This window comes from Enterobacter sp. E14S, assembly GCF_055666685.1.
The window spans coordinates 56806-73898 of sequence record NZ_JBVODQ010000004.1; the positions used below are offsets into that span (position 1 = coordinate 56806).

Below are 17093 nucleotides of genomic sequence, written 5' to 3' on the forward strand. Positions count from 1 at the left end.
GAGGGCATCAGGCCGCACTCCCCTTTTACGAATATTTCTTCGTTCGCCGCGTCGGCGCCGTATTCGCCGGATCGTCCGGCCAGACATGTTTGGGATATCGCCCCTTCATCTCTTTCTGCACTTCACGGTAGCTTCCCGCCCAGAACGCCCCCAAATCTCTGGTGATTTGTAATGGACGATGCGCAGGCGACAGCAGTTCAAGCACTAACGGCACACGCCCTTCCGCAATGGACGGCGTGGTGGCTTCACCAAACATCTCCTGTATCCGAACCGCCAGCGCCGGCGGATTATCCTCATGATAACGGATGGCAATCCGGCTTCCGGTCGGCACAGTGTAATGCCCTGGCAGTTCACTATCCAGACGTTGACGTAATGACCAGTCCAGTAAATTCTGTAACGCGGTCTTAACATCAAGCGCCTTAAGGGCTCGCAGAGAGTGTACGCCGCTCATTTGCGGCAGTAGCCAGCGCTCAAGCGTAGCGAGCAGCGTCTCGTCATCCACCGCAGGCCAACTATATTCCGGTAGCCACTTCGCGGCGCAGTGCAGACGAATGCGGTACTGCTCCGCTTCCGGCGTCCAGTTCAGGGCGCTCAGCCCTTTTTCCCGAATACCGTTCAGCATCGCCTGATGAAGCTCGTCTTCCGACGGCTTCGCCAGCGGCTTCGTCCCAAGCGTCAACTTGCCAATCTGACTGCGACGAAAGGCCTTCAGCGTGCCCTGGGCGTCATCCCATTCCACGGTATCAGATTGCTGAAGCAGCTGCGGACAGGCACGCGTCAGGGCGTCAATCTCTACGGCTATCGCCTGCAGGATACGCGCATCCGGAGAATGGCTGCCCTGCAGCAACAGCGGGGCGATCAGCCATTCGTGGCGCGTCAGCGCATCATCGCTGTCCAGCATCGCCCCCATGCCGTTTGCCAGCTGGTAGCGACCGTCCAGCCCGCGCCGACGCGCAATCCTGTCCGGGAAGGCCTGGGCCAGCAGGAAGGCAATCTTATCGCTGTCAGGCGCTCCTCCCCGGCTATTCAGGCGTTTACTCAGCTGCTGCGCCCGCTGCTGCCAGTTCCCCTGGCTGCGCGAAAACGCCTGCCCCAGATCGCTGCTGCCACCGCGAGGCGGCTCCTCAAGAATAGCCGCCAGTTTTGCCGCCGTGGCAATTTCATCATCCCTTTGCGCGGCCACCAGCATCGCGGCCAGACGCGGATCGTTGCCCAGCGCCGCCATTTTCTGGCCGCGCGCCGTCAGGCGCTCGCCTTCCAGCGCGCCAAGCTGCGTCAGCAACGTGCGCGCAGCGGTGAGGTTTACGGCAGGAGGAGGATTAAGCCAGGTGAGCTGCTCAGGGTTCGGGCAGCCCCACTGGAGCAGATCCATCACCAGACCAGACAAATCGCTTTGTAAAATTTCCGGCGTGCTTTGCTGTGCAGCGCGTTCAGCCTGCTCCGCGCTGGTCAAATGCAGGCAGATGCCCGGCTCAAGACGCCCCGCACGGCCCGCGCGCTGCACCATCGACGCCTGGCTGATGCGCTGCGTCAGGAGTTTAGTCAGCCCGGTACGCGGATCAAAGCTTGCCACTCTCTCCTGCGCGCTATCCACCACCAGGCGAATCCCTTCAATGGTCAAACTGGTTTCAGCAATGTTGGTTGCCAGCACCACCTTGCGCTGCCCCGCCGGGGCCGGAAGGATGGCTTTACGCTGATCCTGCAGCGACAACGCGCCGTAGAGCGGGCAAAGCAGCACGTCGCCGCCTACGCGGGTAGAAAGCTGCTCCTGCACGCGCTGAATTTCGCCCACGCCCGGCAAAAACAGCAGCAGGGAACCGGCTTCCTGGCGCAGCAGCTCAGCCGTGGCAATGGCGACGGCCTCGTCAAAACGCTGATGGGAGGGAATCGGCTGATAGCGGCGTTCAACCGGAAACGCCCGCCCCTCTGAGCTGATGACCGGCGCACCGGGTAATGCCTGTCGTAGCCGCTCGTTGTCCAGCGTAGCCGACATAATAAGCAGCCGGAGATCGTCGCGTAGCCCCTGCTGCACGTCCAGCAACAGCGCGAGGGCCAGATCCGCCTGCAGGCTGCGCTCGTGGAATTCATCGAGGATCACCAGCCCGACGCCGGTCAGCTCAGGATCGTTTTGCAGCATGCGGGTGAGAATACCCTCGGTGACCACTTCAAGACGCGTGGTCGGGCCAACGCAGGTCTCGGCACGCATCCTGTAACCTACCGTTTCGCCCGGTTTTTCATTCAGCAGTTCCGCCAGACGCTGCGCCACGTTGCGCGCGGCCAGCCTGCGCGGCTCCAGCAGGATAATTTTCCCGCGGATGTTTCCGTCTTTCAGAATCTGCAGCGGCAGCCAGGTGGACTTGCCCGCGCCCGTAGGGGCATTCAGCAAAACCTGCGGGGCATAGTGTAAGGCAGCGAGAAGCTCAGGAAGAATGACGGCGACCGGCAATGAGGACACTAACAGCTCCAGAGGGTTAACATTAGTCGGCGTACATTGTAGCATCGGCGCATATCATTACCGAGTCCTCCGTATGCCTGAGTCGAAACGGCTGTTCTTTGCCATTGAATTGCCCGCCACAATACAGCGTCAAATTGTTCGCTGGCGCGCTGATTGCTTTCCGCCGGAAGCGGGCCGCCCTGTCGCGGCGGCCAACCTGCACCTGACGCTGGCCTTTTTGGGCGACGTCAGTGCCGAAAAACAGCGGGCGTTAGCCGCGATGGCCGGGCGTATTGCCCAGCCGGAATTTACGCTGCACCTCGACGACGCGGGCCAGTGGCTGCGTTCGCGCGTGGTCTGGCTGGGAACGCGCCAGCCGCCGCGCGGATTGTTACAGCTGGCGAATATGCTGCGCGCCCAGGCGGCGCGCAGCGGCTGTTATCAGAGCCCACAGCCGTTTCATCCACATATCACGCTGCTGCGCGATGCCGGTCAGGCCGTTGCCATCCCGCCGCCGGGTTTTCACTGGGCCTTTCCGGTCAACGCATTCGCGCTTTACGAATCCGTCTTTGCACAGGGACGCACCCGCTATACGCCGCTACAGCGCTGGACGCTGGGCAACACCGAAAGGAATTCTGATGAAGTTTAGTCCTCCCCTGCAGCACGCTACGCTTATCCAGCGCTACAAACGCTTCCTCGCCGACGTGATTACCCCCGAAGGGGTTCAGCTCACCCTGCACTGCCCCAATACCGGCGCCATGACGGGGTGCGCGACGCCGGGTGACAGAGTCTGGTATTCCACATCAGAAAATAGTAAACGCAAATATGCCCATACCTGGGAAGTGACCGAAACCCAAAACGGGGCATTTATTTGCGTCAATACCCAGCGCGCAAATCAGCTGGTTAAGGAAGCGCTGACCCTTGGCACCATTCCCGAACTGGTGGGATATGGCACGCATAAAAGTGAAGTGAAATATGGCGATGAAGGCAGCAGAATTGACTTCATGTTACAGGCGGAAGACAGGCCCGAGTGCTATATTGAAGTAAAATCAGTGACGTTAGCGGAACAGGAAAATGGCTACTTCCCGGATGCGGTAACGCTACGTGGCCAGAAGCATCTGCGAGAGCTAATGAGTGTTGCGGCGGCGGGCAAACGCGCCGTATTGCTGTTTGCGGTGTTGCATTCAGCCATTGAACGTTTCTCACCTGCCCGCCATATTGATCCTAAATACGCGCAATTGTTGAATGAGGCACAAAAGCAGGGGGTAGAGGTTTTCGCTTATAAAGCGGAACTTTCTGCCGATAATATGACTCTGAGATCGTCTCTTCCCATTGTCTTATAAGGGATTAGACATTGACGAATAAGTGTTCTGGCCGCGTGCGCAAATACGCTTTTCCTCACAGGCTTGTCAAGTGTTACGTTTAGATAATTGCCATACGGAAAAGCATCTGCTATTTATAGCGACCTGATTTTTCCCCCAACACGGGGATCGATAGTGCGTGTTAAGGAGAAGCAACATGCAAGAAGGGCAAAACCGTAAAACATCGTCCCTGAGTATTCTCGCCATCGCTGGGGTGGAGCCGTATCAAGAGAAGCCGGGCGAAGAGTATATGAACGAAGCCCAGCTGTCGCACTTCAAGCGTATTCTTGAAGCATGGCGTAATCAACTCAGGGATGAAGTCGATCGCACCGTTACTCATATGCAGGATGAAGCTGCTAACTTCCCGGATCCGGTAGACCGTGCCGCTCAGGAAGAAGAGTTCAGCCTCGAACTGCGTAACCGTGACCGCGAACGCAAACTGATCAAAAAGATCGAGAAAACGCTGAAAAAAGTCGAAGACGAAGATTTTGGCTACTGCGAATCCTGCGGTGTTGAAATTGGCATTCGTCGCCTGGAAGCGCGTCCAACCGCCGATCTGTGCATCGACTGTAAAACGCTGGCCGAAATCCGCGAAAAACAGATGGCCGGTTAATACCAGCGCTGTTTACACACTCCAAAGGCGGGAGTCTCTCCCGCCTTGTTACTGTTGATATGTCTGAATCACACTATATTGGGCGCTTCGCGCCATCTCCTTCCGGTGAATTACACTTCGGCTCATTAATTGCCGCGCTCGGCAGCTACCTGCAGGCTCGCGCCCGCCTGGGAAAATGGCTTGTCCGCATTGAAGATATAGACCCCCCGCGTGAAGTTCCCGGTGCTGCAGAGACGATTCTGCGTCAGCTGGAACATTACGGTCTTTACTGGGATGACGAGGTGCTCTGGCAGTCAAAACGTCACGAGGCTTATCGTGAACGTCTGGCCTGGCTTCGCGATCGGGGGCTTTCCTATAACTGCACCTGCACCCGCGCGCGTATCCAGAGCGTGGGTGGCGTCTATGACGGCCACTGCCGTACGCTTAATCTTCCCCCGGAAAATGCCGCCGTACGTATAAAGCAGCGTGCCCCGGTGACGCGCTTTACCGATCTCCTCTCCGGTGAGATTCATGCCGATGAACGTCTGGCGCGTGAGGATTTTATTATTCACCGCCGTGACGGCCTGTTTGCCTATAACCTGGCGGTGGTCGTCGACGATCGTTTCCAGGGCGTGACGGAAATTGTGCGCGGGGCGGATCTGGTCGAACCGACCGTGCGACAAATATCGCTCTATCACCAGTTTGGCTGGACGGCCCCGGACTACATTCATCTGCCGCTGGCGGTCAATGCGCAGGGCTTTAAATTGTCAAAGCAGAACCACGCCCCGGCCCTGCCAGACGGCGATCCGCGTCCTGTTTTGATCGACGCGCTGCGATTTCTCAACCAGAATGTAACCAACGAATGGCAGGATCTGCGAATTGACGAACTGCTGAAAATGGCCGTTGCCAACTGGACGCTCGCGGCAGTGCCAAAAATCCAGCATTCTCAAATGCGTTGCGCTGAGCTATGATTAGCCGCTTTTTTCATAACAAAACACACTACGAGGTGTACCATTTTTACCCGAGTCGCTAATTTTTGCCGTAAAGTGCTAAGCCGCGAAGAGAGCATGGCGAACGATGCTATTGCACAGCCACACATGTCGGTTATTCCGCGTGAGCAGCACACTATTTCCCGCAAAGATATCAGTGAAAATGCCCTCAAGGTGCTCTATCGTCTGAATAAAGCGGGCTACGAGGCCTATCTCGTGGGCGGTGGAGTACGTGATTTACTGCTGGGCAAAAAACCAAAAGATTTCGACGTGACGACCAGCGCCACGCCTGAGCAGGTGCGCAAATTATTCCGCAACTGCCGTCTCGTTGGCCGCCGTTTCCGTCTGGCTCACGTGATGTTTGGGCCGGAAATTATCGAAGTGGCGACCTTCCGCGGCCACCACGAAGCGGGCGCATCCGATCGCACCACGTCACAGCGCGGCCAGAACGGCATGCTGCTGCGTGATAATATCTTCGGCTCTATCGAAGAAGATGCCCAGCGTCGCGACTTCACCATCAACAGCCTTTATTACAGCGTGGCGGATTTCACCGTGCGCGATTACGTCGGCGGCATGCAGGACCTGAAAGAAGGTCTGATCCGTCTGATCGGCACGCCGGAAACGCGCTATCGCGAAGATCCCGTGCGTATGCTGCGCGCCGTGCGTTTCGCCGCCAAGCTTAATATGCGCATCAGCCCGGAAACGGCAGAGCCGATTCCGCGCCTGGCGACGCTGATTAACGACGTGCCGCCTGCCCGCCTGTTTGAAGAGGCGCTGAAGCTGCTGCAGGCCGGCCACGGCTTTGAAACCTACAATCTGCTGCGCGAATACAACCTTTTCCAGCCCCTGTTCCCGACCATTACCCGCTACTTCACCGAAAGCGGTGACAGCCCAATGGAGCGGATGATTGCGCAGGTGCTGAAAAATACCGATACCCGTATTCGCAACGACATGCGCGTCAATCCGGCGTTCCTGTTTGCGGCGATGTTCTGGTATCCGCTGCTCGAAACGGCCCAGCGAATTACCCAGGAGAGCGGGCTTGCCTACTATGATGCCTTCGCGCTGGCCGCAAACGACGTGCTGGACGAAGGGTGCCGTACGCTCGCTATTCCAAAACGTATTACCACGCTGGTGCGCGATATCTGGCAGCTTCAGCTGCGCATGTCCCGTCGTCAGGGCAAACGCGCCTGGAAGCTGATGGAGCATCCAAAATTCCGCGCCGCCTTCGATCTGCTGTCGCTGCGTGCTGAAATTGAACGCAACCAGGAGCTGCAGCGCCTGGCGCAGTGGTGGGCCGAATTCCAGGTCTCCGCCCCGCCGGAGCAAAAAGATATGCTCACCGGGCTGGATGAAGAGCCGGAACCGCGTCGCCGCCATCGTCGTCCGCGCAAACGCGCGCCGCGTCGTGAAGGGACAGCATGACCCTTGCGTATATCGCCATTGGCAGCAATTTAGCCTCTCCGCTGGAGCAGGTGAACGCTGCCGTACAGGCGCTGGGGGAGATCCCGCAAAGCAAGATCGTGGCGGTCTCCTCTTTCTACCGTACCCCGCCGCTGGGGCCGCAGGATCAGCCTGATTATCTCAATGCCGCCGTGGTGCTGGAAACCGCCCTTGATGCCGAAACGCTGCTCGATAACACCCAGCGCATCGAACTGCAGCAGGGCCGCGTACGCAAAGCCGAGCGCTGGGGACCGCGCACGCTGGACCTCGACATTATGCTGTTTGGTCACGAGACCATTAGCACTGAACGTCTCACCGTTCCGCATTACGACATGAAAAATCGCGGGTTTATGCTCTGGCCGCTGTTTGAAGTCGCCCCCGATCTCATCTTCCCTGACGGCATCTCGCTCAAGTCCATTCTGGACGGCCTCAACGCGGAAAGACCCGCCCGCTGGTGATCCGGTCCCCTGCTGATTAGCCTTAAAATAATTGTGGCTAATCGGTTGCCTAAAATCATTGTTCCCTCGAATGTTACTGTTAGAATGCGCAAAGATTCGCTTTTGGGCTATCAGGAAACAGTATGAAACCAACCACCATCTCCTTACTGCAGAAATGCAAACAGGAAAAAAAACGCTTCGCCACCATCACCGCGTATGACTACAGCTTCGCCAAACTCTTTGCCGAAGAGGGTATCAACGTCATGCTGGTCGGAGATTCGTTAGGGATGACGGTACAAGGACATGATTCCACACTGCCGGTCACGGTTGAGGATATCGCTTACCACACGCGTGCGGTGCGCCGCGGGGCTCCAGCCTGCCTGCTGCTTTCCGATCTGCCGTTTATGGCCTATGCCACGCCGGAGCAGGCATTCGAAAACGCGGCAGCGGTCATGCGTGCTGGCGCTAACATGGTCAAAATTGAAGGCGGCGCCTGGCTGGTGGATACGGTGAAGATGCTCACCGAGCGCGCCGTGCCGGTGTGCGGCCATTTGGGCCTGACGCCGCAGTCCGTCAACATCTTTGGTGGATATAAGGTGCAGGGCCGCGGTGACGCCGCCCAGACGCTGTTTGATGATGCCCTGGCGCTGGAAGCCGCAGGCGCCCAGCTGCTGGTGCTGGAGTGCGTGCCGGTTGAGCTGGCGAATCGTATTACTGAAGCCCTGTCGATTCCGGTGATTGGTATTGGCGCAGGCAACGTGACCGACGGTCAGATCCTGGTGATGCACGACGCCTTTGGCATCACCGGCGGGCATATTCCGAAGTTTGCCAAAAATTTCCTCACCGAAGCGGGCGACATGCGCGCTGCGGTCAGGCAGTATATTGCCGACGTTGAATCCGGTGTTTACCCGGGTGAAGAACACAGTTTCCATTAAGGAGTCTCGTTGTGCTAATCATTGAAACCCTGCCGCTGCTGCGCCAGCATATCCGTCGCGCGCGTCAGGAAGGTAAACGTATCGCACTGGTCCCAACCATGGGCAACCTGCATGACGGCCATATGAAGCTGGTTGACGAAGCAAGAGCCCGTGCAGATATCGTGGTGGTCAGTATCTTCGTTAACCCAATGCAGTTTGACCGCGCCGACGATCTGGCACGCTATCCGCGCACCCTGCAGGAAGATTGCGAGAAGCTCAAAAAACGCCATGCGGATATTGTCTTCTCTCCGGCACCGGCGGATGTCTATCCTCAGGGTACCGATGAGGCCACTTACGTTGACGTACCAGGCATTTCCACCATGCTGGAAGGCGCAAGCCGCCCGGGTCATTTCCGCGGCGTATCGACCATCGTCAGCAAGCTGTTCAACCTGGTGCAGCCGGACGTTGCCTGCTTCGGTGAGAAAGATTTCCAGCAGCTGGCGCTGATCCGCAAGATGGTTGCGGATATGGGCTACGATATCGAGATTGTCGGCGTACCCATTGTACGCGCGAAAGACGGTCTGGCGCTCAGCTCGCGAAATGGCTACCTGACCGCGGACCAGCGTAAAATCGCGCCGGGCTTAAGCAAGGTCATGAACACCATGGCAGAACAGCTGCTGGCGAAAGAGTTAATGGCCGAAGAGATTATTGCTCTGGCTGAACAGGCGCTGAACGATAAAGGCTTCCGCGCTGATGATATTCAAATTCGCGATGCCGATACGCTTCTGGAGCTTACACAGACCAGCAAACGTGCGGTCATTCTGGTGGCGGCATGGCTCGGTCAGGCCCGCCTAATCGACAACAAAGTGGTTGAACTGGCGTAGGTTTCTCTACCCGGAAGATGAAAGGTAAATGTAATGATTCGCAAAATGCTGCAAGGTAAGCTTCACCGTGTGAAAGTCACCCAAGCCGACCTGCACTATGAAGGCTCCTGCGCTATCGACCAGGATTTCCTTGATGCTGCGGGCATCCTTGAAAACGAAGCGATTGATATCTGGAACGTTAACAACGGCAAACGTTTCTCAACCTACGCCATCGCCGCCGAGCGCGGGTCTAAAATCATCTCCGTTAACGGCGCGGCAGCGCACTGCGCGGACGTGGGCGATATTGTGATTATCGCCAGCTTCGTGATGATGTCTGATGAAGAAGCACGCCGCTGGCAGCCGAAAGTGGCCTACTTTGAAGGCGACAACGACATGAAACGTACCGCGAAGGCGATTCCGGTTCAGGTTGCATAAGCACTATCCCTGCGGCTGATTGCTGATCAGCCGCGACATGGTCTCCAGCGAATCCGTTCTTAAGATGTACAGGCGTTTCAGTAAGAACGGATTATCCCCCGGCTTCACCTTCCCTTTCACCGTCGTCACCGCAAGATGAAAACCGGCGTCGTTCGCCGCCTTTATCGCTTTATTGTCGTAGCCGCCAAACGGATAGGAAAGATAGAGCACGCGTGGATTAAACTGCGCCAGCGCGCGACGCGAGCGTTCAAAATCAAACAAAATCACGTGATAGCTGCGGCTCAGTAAAATCGGGTGCTTATACCCATCCACGCGGTGCAGGAAGTGGGTGTGGGACTGAATATCGAACACATCCTGAATCCCCTTAATCTCCTGCACGCTCATAAACTGCAGCGATTTCGGGTCCCACTTCTGCGGATGGCCTTTTATGCGGGAAGAGATAATAAACGCGGTAGCCTTGAAGCCGTACTCTTTCAGCACAGGATAGGCATAGCGGCTAACGGATTTCAGGCCATCGTCAAAGGTAATCACCACCGATTTTGCAGGCAGGTTCATTTTGTTACGCACGTACCCTTCAAGCTGGTACATCGTCAGGGTGGTATAGCCCTGATCGCGTAGCCAGGCCATCTGGTTGTTGAACGCACGTACGCTGGTGGTCGTGGACGTATGTCGAAAGCGCGTGTTTTCTTCATCACGCAAAATATGGTGGTAGGTCAGAACCGGAAGGCCGTTATCTTCCTGCGCGTCCAGGCTGCTGATCCACGCCAGACGATTGCCGATGCGGATCTGGAACCAGGTCTGATTCAGACGGTCCTTCAGTTTATTCAGAATGGGATAACGCAGGTTGGCGCTAAGGGTGCCAAAAGGCGCACTTCCGCTGCTGGGCGCGTTATAGACGGGCGTATCTTTCCAGGTGATGAGGTTCTGGTTACTGAGCGGCTTGTTCAGATCGCCCAGGCTGTCCTCAACGCGCTGTTTGCCCTGCACTTTCTCAAGGTGATCTTTATCGATAAACCCCGTGCCGAATCCGAAGCGAAATTCATAATAATCCGCCGCAGCGGGAAAAACCGCGAGGATCTGCCCGGCGCGGATATTGCCTACGTTAACCACCTCATTCCCCACCTGGGCCCAGATGGCCGCATCCTCAGTGGTTTGCATATATTGAGCAGGAAGCCCTTGCTGACTTATCAGGCTGGCAGACGCCCCGCCGGAAACCAGCAGCAAAAGGAGAAAGATAACGCGCATGAACATAGGATATTAATCGACACAGGAAATCAGTCGCCATTGTAGCAAAAGCGACATCAATACCAATGTTTAATGCTTATACAGATCGTGAAGCAGAACGAAAGGCGGGTTCTTCTGCTGCTGGTGCCACAGGCTGCTCACTTCCGGCAGCCCCTCTGCCACGATGGCGTGACGAAACTCGGCGCTGCTTAACGAGGCACGAAGCGGATACACGGTTTCGAGTAAAGGCAGGCTGATACCGGAGATCACTTCACAGTTATCATGCTTGTGGCTCAGTAACGCCGCGGCCCGGTAAGGCGCCGCGCCCGATTTATCGGTAAGAAAAATCACGCCATCACCGGTGTCCGTTTCATGCAGGGCATCGCACATCATGCGGCTCAGCATGTTGGTGCTCAACCCGCGCCAGTAGTTTACCGCCCGGCATTGCACCAGCGGGCCAAATCTGGCTTCAAGCTTATCCAGCATTTCCTGCGCCTGTTCATCGTGGCAGGTGATAACCCATCCCAGCATAACTCCCTCCTTAGCAGGCAAGTAGTTTAGCGGAGTGAAGGTTAGCTTACGGTGATAACTGTCAAAGAAAGTGCCCGGCAAACAGAACGTCACCGGGCAAAAGATTAGCTGCGCAGCCCGCGTCCGCGCTGGATCAGCGACCAGCAGAGCAGGTAGAAGGCGATGATAAACACCACCAGCACCGCCACCGTGGTAAACAGCGGCACATCGGTGATACCGAGGAAGCCAAAGCGGAACCCGCTGATCATGTAGACAATCGGGTTCAGGTGCGACAGCGCCTGCCAGAACGGTGGCAGCAGCGTCAGGGAGTAGAACACCCCGCCGAGATAGGTCAGCGGCGTCAGCACGAAGGTCGGGATCAGGCTGATATCGTCAAACGTTTTGGCGAACACGGCGTTCAGCAGACCGGCCAGCGAGAAGAGGATCGCCGTCAGGAGCAGCGTCAGCGCGACAAACAGCCACGAGTGGACCTGGAACGGCACGAAGAACAGCGAAATCGCCGTGACCAGGATCCCCACGCACAGCCCGCGCGCCACGCCGCCGCCCACGTAGCCCGCGATAATAACGTGCGTCGGCACCGGCGCGACCAGCAGCTCTTCAATATTGCGCTGGAACTTGGCGCTGAAAAACGACGACGCCACGTTGGCGTAGGCATTGGTGATCACCGCCATCATGATCAGGCCCGGCACGATAAACTGCATATAGGTAAAGCCGTGCATCTCACCAATCCGGGAACCAATAAGGTTACCGAAGATGATGAAATAGAGCGTCATCGTGATGACCGGCGGTACCAGGGTTTGCACCCAGATACGCATAAAGCGGTTGATCTCTTTCGCCCAGATACTTTTCAGCGCGACCCAGTAAAGATGCGTCATGCCTTGTCTCCTTGTTTGTCATGTACCAGAGAGACAAACAGCTCTTCCAGTCGGTTCGCTTTGTTACGCATACTTAAAACCTGAATCCCCTGCGCGCTCAGCTGTGAGAACACGCTGTTAATCCCCTGCTCGCGCAGCACTTCCACTTCCAGCGTCGAGGTATCTACCAGACGATAGTTGTAACCTTCAAGTTTTGGCAGCGCGCTTTTCGCCGCCAGATCGAGAATGAAGGTTTCGGATTTCAGCTTGGAGAGCAGATTCTTCATCGAGGTGTTCTCCACCAGCTCGCCGTTCTGAATGATGCCGATATTGCGGCACAGCATTTCAGCCTCTTCAAGGTAGTGGGTGGTCAGAATAATGGTGGTGCCTTTGTCGTTGAGATCTTTCAGGAAGCCCCACATGGAGCGACGAAGTTCGATATCAACACCCGCTGTCGGTTCATCGAGGATCAGCAGCTTTGGCTCGTGCATCAGCGCACGGGCGATCATCAGGCGGCGCTTCATCCCGCCGGACAACATGCGCGCGCGTTCGTTACGCTTTTCCCACAGATCGAGCTGCTTAAGGTATTTTTCGCTACGCTCGAGAGCCTCTTTACGCTCAACGCCGTAATAGCCCGCCTGGTTAACGACAATTTGCTGCACCGTCTCGAACGGGTTGAAGTTGAACTCCTGCGGAACCAGCCCCAGCTGGCGCTTGGCGTTCACCACGTCTTTTTGCAGGTCGTACCCAAACACGCTCACCCGGCCGGACGTTTTATTGACCAGCGAGCTGATAATCCCAATGGTGGTCGATTTCCCGGCCCCGTTCGGCCCCAGAAGCGCGTAAAAATCGCCGGCCTCTACTTTCAGATCTATTCCGCGTAGCGCCTGAACGCCACCCGGATAGGTTTTTTTAAGCTGCTCAAGCTCCAGTGCAATTGCCATGAAATTAACTTACCTTCAGTTCTTACACACGTTGTGTGGTTTCATTAAAAGTCGGGTTACCCTATAGTAGCGCAACGCAATAACTCGGTTACAGGTCGCTAACCTCCATGAACAACATAGATACACTCATCAGCAACAATGCACTATGGTCAAAAATGCTGGTGGAGGAAGACCCCGGATTTTTTGGAAAACTCGCGCAGGCTCAGAACCCACGCTTTCTCTGGATTGGATGTTCCGACAGCCGCGTACCGGCGGAGCGCCTGACCGGCCTTGAACCCGGCGAACTGTTTGTTCACCGCAATGTCGCCAATCTCGTGATTCACACCGATCTCAACTGTCTTTCTGTTGTTCAGTATGCCGTGGACGTTCTGCAAGTCGAGCACATCATCATTTGCGGCCATTATGGCTGCGGCGGCGTGCAGGCGGCGGTTGAAAACACGGAACTGGGGCTCATTGATAACTGGCTACTGCACATCCGCGATATCTGGTTCAAACATAGCTCACTGCTGGGCGAAATGCCGCAGGAGCGTCGCATGGATACCCTTTGCGAACTCAACGTGATGGAGCAGGTGTATAACCTGGGTCACTCAACGATCATGCAATCAGCGTGGAAACGCGGGCAGAAGGTCTCTATCCACGGCTGGGCGTACGGGATTCACGATGGCCTGCTGCGCAATCTGGAAGTGACCGCCACCAACCGCGAAACGCTGGAGCAGCGTTACCGTTCGGGGATTGCCAACCTTCAGCTTAAGCATGTAAATCATAAATAAAGCCGGGGATGTTCTCCCTCTCCCTGTGGGAGAGGGCCGGGGTGAGGACATCAGCCCTCGATTACTCGTCCAGCAGTACCACTTTCCCCACATACGGCAGATGACGATAGCGCTGCGCGTAGTCAATGCCGTAACCGACGACGAATTCGTCAGGAATCGAGAAGCCCACGAACTCTACCGGCACCTGCACTTCACGACGGTCAGGTTTATCCAGCAGCGTACAAATCGCCAGAGATTTTGGTTCACGCAGGCTCAGGATCTCGCGCACTTTTGACAGCGTGTTGCCGGAGTCGATGATGTCCTCAACGATCAACACATCTTTGCCACGAATATCTTCATCCAGATCTTTCAGGATTTTCACATCACGGGTAGTGGACATGCCGCTGCCGTAGCTGGAGGCGGTCATAAAATCGACCTCATGGGGCACATGCACTTCACGGCACAGGTCTGCCATGAACATGAAAGAGCCGCGCAACAGACCGACCAGCACCATTTCGCTGCCGCTGTCCTTGTAATGTTCGGTGATTTGACGACCCAGTTCGGCGATACGCGCTTTGATCTCGGCTTCCGGGATCATCACTTCAACAGTATGTTTCATATTACTAACCAAATGATTTTAGTGAAAATCTCTCAATACGGATGAGTTAATATCCAGCACTGATACGCAAGCCAGCCATTATATCAGCAAATGGATAAGCCTGGCGTATGAGTTATAAAAAGCAAATATTGTGATTCCGATCACACTTGTTAATACCTATAATTAGTTGCTAGCAAATTATTAACAAAAACTGACGAGTACACTTTCTATGGCTGAAACAAACTCTAAACAGCCGCGTCTACTGGTGACATTAACAGCCGCATTCGCAGCCTTCTGCGCGCTGTATCTGTTAATCGGTGGCGTCTGGCTGGTCGCTTTAGGCGGCTCCTGGTACTACCCGATTGCGGGTCTGGTTATGGTTGGCGTAACCGTCCTGCTGTTGCGTAGAAAACAATCTGCACTGTGGCTGTATGCCGCCCTCCTTCTTGCCACCATGATCTGGGGCGTCTGGGAAGTCGGGTTCGACTTCTGGGCACTGACGCCGCGCAGCGACATCCTGGTCTTCTTCGGTATCTGGCTGATCCTGCCGTTCGTCTGGCGTCGCCTGATTGTGCCGTCCAGCGGTGCGGTGGCGGGCCTGGTTGTTGCCCTGCTGATTACCGGCGGCATTCTGACCTGGGCCGGCTTTAATGACCCACAGGAGATCAACGGTACGCTGAACGCAGAATCCACGCCTGCTGCGGCTATCTCGCAGGTCGCTGACGGCGACTGGCCAGCGTATGGTCGTAACCAGGAAGGTCAACGTTACTCCCCGCTGAAGCAGATCAACGCGGACAACGTTAAAAACCTGAAGGAAGCCTGGGTATTCCGTACCGGCGACCTGAAGATGCCGAACGATCCGGGTGAACTGACCAACGAAGTCACGCCGATTAAAGTCGGCAATATGCTCTACCTGTGTACGGCGCACCAGCGTCTGTTCGCGCTCGACGCGGCCACCGGTAAAGAGAAATGGCACTTTGATCCGCAGCTGAATTCCAACCCGTCCTTCCAGCACGTCACCTGCCGTGGCGTCTCTTACCACGAAGCGCGCGCCGATAATGCGAGCCCGGAAGTTATTGCTGACTGTCCTCGCCGCATTATGCTGCCGGTGAACGATGGCCGTCTGTTCGCCATCAATGCCGAAACGGGCAAGCTGTGCGAAACCTTTGCCAACAAAGGTATCCTGAACCTGCAGACCAACATGCCGGACACCACGCCGGGTCTGTATGAACCCACCTCGCCGCCAATCATCACCGATAAAACCATCGTGATTGCCGGTTCGGTAACGGATAACTTCTCCACGCGTGAAACCTCCGGCGTTATCCGTGGTTTCGACGTGAACACCGGTAAACTGCTGTGGGCCTTCGACCCGGGCGCGAAAGATCCAAACGCGATCCCGTCGGACGAGCACACCTTTACCTTTAACTCGCCAAACTCCTGGGCACCGGCGGCGTATGACGCGAAGCTGGACCTGGTCTATCTGCCAATGGGTGTGACCACGCCAGATATCTGGGGCGGTAACCGCACGCCGGAGCAGGAGCGTTACGCGAGTGCTATCGTGGCGCTGAACGCGACCACCGGCAAGCTGGCGTGGAGCTACCAGACCGTTCACCACGATCTGTGGGATATGGATATGCCGTCCCAGCCGACGCTGGCGGACATTACCGTTGATGGCAAAACCGTTCCGGTGATTTACGCTCCGGCCAAGACGGGCAACATCTTCGTGCTGGATCGCAGCAACGGCAAGCTGGTTGTGCCTGCACCGGAAAAACCGGTTCCGCAGGGCGCGGCGAAAGGCGATTACGTCAGCAAAACCCAGCCGTTCTCTGACCTGAGCTTCCGTCCGAAGAAAGACCTCAGCGGTGCGGACATGTGGGGTGCCACCATGTTTGACCAGCTGGTGTGCCGCGTGATGTTCCACCAGCTGCGCTATGAAGGCATCTTCACGCCGCCATCTGAGCAGGGCACGCTGGTCTTCCCGGGTAACCTGGGGATGTTCGAGTGGGGCGGGATCTCCGTTGACCCTAACCGTCAGGTGGCGATTGCCAACCCGATGGCGCTACCGTTCGTTTCCCGCTTGATCCCACGCGGTCCGGGCAACCCAATGGAGCAGCCGAAAGACGCGAAAGGCAGCGGTACCGAAGCCGGCATTCAGCCGCAGTACGGCGTGCCGTTTGGCGTAACGCTGAACCCGTTCCTGTCGCCGTTTGGTCTGCCGTGTAAACAGCCTGCCTGGGGTTATATCTCCGGTCTGGATCTGAAAACTAACCAGATCGTATGGAAAAAACGTATTGGTACGCCACAGGACAGCATGCCGTTCCCGATGCCTGTTCCGGTGCCGTTCAATATGGGTATGCCAATGCTGGGTGGCCCAATTTCTACCGCCGGTAACGTGCTGTTCATCGCGGCAACCGCAGATAACTACCTGCGCGCGTACAACATGACCAACGGTGAAAAACTGTGGCAGGGCCGTCTGCCGGCGGGTGGACAGGCCACGCCGATGACCTATGAAGTGAATGGCAAGCAGTACGTTGTCATCTCAGCGGGTGGTCACGGTTCGTTTGGCACCAAGATGGGCGACTATATCGTCGCGTATGCGTTGCCTGACGAAAACAAGTAACTGAAAAAGCCGGGTGGCGGCTACGCCTTACCCGGCCTACGGAAAGATGAAAAACGGCAACCTCGGTTGCCGTTTTTGTGTTTGTTCCCTCTCCCCGTGGGAGAGGGC

The 17093-nt window shown here is 56.4% G+C and carries 17 protein-coding genes; 11 read left to right on the forward strand and 6 right to left on the reverse strand.

All coding sequences use genetic code 11. The features are described 5' to 3' along the window. Window positions 1–25 precede the first annotated feature (25 nt). Window positions 26–2455 carry an ATP-dependent helicase HrpB gene (hrpB, locus tag ACZ6J2_RS11325; RefSeq protein WP_471725748.1) on the reverse strand — a complete coding sequence of 810 codons (2430 nt, stop codon included), beginning with the start codon at window positions 2453–2455 and terminating at the stop codon, window positions 26–28. Window positions 2456–2528: 73 nt separating this feature from the next. Here hrpB and thpR point away from each other — a divergent pair, with 73 nt between their 5' ends. From thpR to panD, 9 genes are all read left to right on the forward strand, one after another. Further along, window positions 2529–3083: an RNA 2',3'-cyclic phosphodiesterase gene (gene thpR / locus ACZ6J2_RS11330; RefSeq protein WP_471725749.1), complete on the forward strand. Its 555-nt coding sequence runs from the start codon at window positions 2529–2531 to the stop codon at window positions 3081–3083. Continuing rightward, window positions 3073–3777: a DNA/RNA nuclease SfsA gene (gene sfsA, locus ACZ6J2_RS11335; protein ID WP_045401080.1), complete on the forward strand. Its 705-nt coding sequence runs from the start codon at window positions 3073–3075 to the stop codon at window positions 3775–3777. Before thpR ends, sfsA begins: the two co-directional genes overlap by 11 nt. Before the next feature lie 175 nt (window positions 3778–3952). Further along, window positions 3953–4408 carry an RNA polymerase-binding protein DksA gene (dksA, locus tag ACZ6J2_RS11340; protein WP_001155232.1) on the forward strand — a complete coding sequence of 152 codons (456 nt, stop codon included), beginning with the start codon at window positions 3953–3955 and terminating at the stop codon, window positions 4406–4408. Window positions 4409–4467: 59 nt separating this feature from the next. Next, complete coding sequence (gene gluQRS, locus ACZ6J2_RS11345) at window positions 4468–5358, forward strand: tRNA glutamyl-Q(34) synthetase GluQRS (RefSeq protein WP_471725750.1); 891 nt, start codon at window positions 4468–4470, stop codon at window positions 5356–5358. Between the two features lie 42 nt (window positions 5359–5400). After that, a complete protein-coding gene (pcnB, locus tag ACZ6J2_RS11350) occupies window positions 5401–6798 on the forward strand; it encodes a polynucleotide adenylyltransferase PcnB (protein WP_072162357.1) in 1398 nt (465 codons plus the stop codon). Further along, window positions 6795–7274 (forward strand): 2-amino-4-hydroxy-6-hydroxymethyldihydropteridine diphosphokinase, encoded by a 480-nt coding sequence (folK, locus tag ACZ6J2_RS11355; protein ID WP_471725751.1) that lies wholly within the window; start codon window positions 6795–6797, stop codon window positions 7272–7274. Before pcnB ends, folK begins: the two co-directional genes overlap by 4 nt. Before the next feature lie 122 nt (window positions 7275–7396). Beyond that, the gene (gene panB, locus ACZ6J2_RS11360) at window positions 7397–8188 is read left to right on the forward strand and encodes a 3-methyl-2-oxobutanoate hydroxymethyltransferase (RefSeq protein ID WP_471725752.1); all 792 of its coding nucleotides are present in this window, start codon (window positions 7397–7399) and stop codon (window positions 8186–8188) included. A gap of 11 nt (window positions 8189–8199) precedes the next feature. After that, the gene (panC, locus tag ACZ6J2_RS11365; RefSeq protein ID WP_471725753.1) at window positions 8200–9051 is read left to right on the forward strand and encodes a pantoate--beta-alanine ligase; all 852 of its coding nucleotides are present in this window, start codon (window positions 8200–8202) and stop codon (window positions 9049–9051) included. A 33-nt stretch (window positions 9052–9084) separates the two neighbouring features. Beyond that, window positions 9085–9465, forward strand: coding sequence for an aspartate 1-decarboxylase (gene panD / locus ACZ6J2_RS11370; protein ID WP_006810068.1), 381 nt, complete (start codon window positions 9085–9087; stop codon window positions 9463–9465). Window positions 9466–9468: 3 nt separating this feature from the next. On the opposite strand, the gene ACZ6J2_RS11375 is transcribed toward panD, so the two are convergent. The 4 genes from ACZ6J2_RS11375 to ACZ6J2_RS11390 all read right to left on the reverse strand — a co-directional run bounded on the left by ACZ6J2_RS11375 (window position 9469) and on the right by ACZ6J2_RS11390 (window position 13018). Further along, on the reverse strand, window positions 9469–10716 hold the full coding sequence (locus ACZ6J2_RS11375; RefSeq protein ID WP_471725754.1) for a polysaccharide deacetylase family protein: 1248 nt from the start codon (window positions 10714–10716) through the stop codon (window positions 9469–9471). A 63-nt stretch (window positions 10717–10779) separates the two neighbouring features. Next, window positions 10780–11220 (reverse strand): PTS sugar transporter subunit IIA, encoded by a 441-nt coding sequence (locus ACZ6J2_RS11380; RefSeq protein ID WP_471725756.1) that lies wholly within the window; start codon window positions 11218–11220, stop codon window positions 10780–10782. Between the two features lie 104 nt (window positions 11221–11324). Next, the gene (locus tag ACZ6J2_RS11385; protein ID WP_023310428.1) at window positions 11325–12095 is read right to left on the reverse strand and encodes an ABC transporter permease; all 771 of its coding nucleotides are present in this window, start codon (window positions 12093–12095) and stop codon (window positions 11325–11327) included. After that, window positions 12092–13018, reverse strand: coding sequence for an ABC transporter ATP-binding protein (locus ACZ6J2_RS11390; protein ID WP_032660633.1), 927 nt, complete (start codon window positions 13016–13018; stop codon window positions 12092–12094). Before ACZ6J2_RS11390 ends, ACZ6J2_RS11385 begins: the two co-directional genes overlap by 4 nt. 107 nt (window positions 13019–13125) lie before the next feature. On the opposite strand from ACZ6J2_RS11390, the gene can reads away from it, so the two are divergent. After that, window positions 13126–13788 carry a carbonate dehydratase gene (gene can, locus ACZ6J2_RS11395; protein ID WP_008501947.1) on the forward strand — a complete coding sequence of 221 codons (663 nt, stop codon included), beginning with the start codon at window positions 13126–13128 and terminating at the stop codon, window positions 13786–13788. 61 nt (window positions 13789–13849) lie between these two features. On the opposite strand, the gene hpt is transcribed toward can, so the two are convergent. Further along, entirely contained in the window at window positions 13850–14386 is a 537-nt protein-coding gene (gene hpt / locus ACZ6J2_RS11400) for a hypoxanthine phosphoribosyltransferase (protein ID WP_008501948.1), read from the reverse strand. A 208-nt stretch (window positions 14387–14594) separates the two neighbouring features. Between hpt and ACZ6J2_RS11405 the strand changes: the two genes are divergently transcribed. Beyond that, window positions 14595–16985 (forward strand): glucose/quinate/shikimate family membrane-bound PQQ-dependent dehydrogenase, encoded by a 2391-nt coding sequence (locus ACZ6J2_RS11405; RefSeq protein ID WP_471725757.1) that lies wholly within the window; start codon window positions 14595–14597, stop codon window positions 16983–16985. Window positions 16986–17093 lie beyond the last annotated feature (108 nt).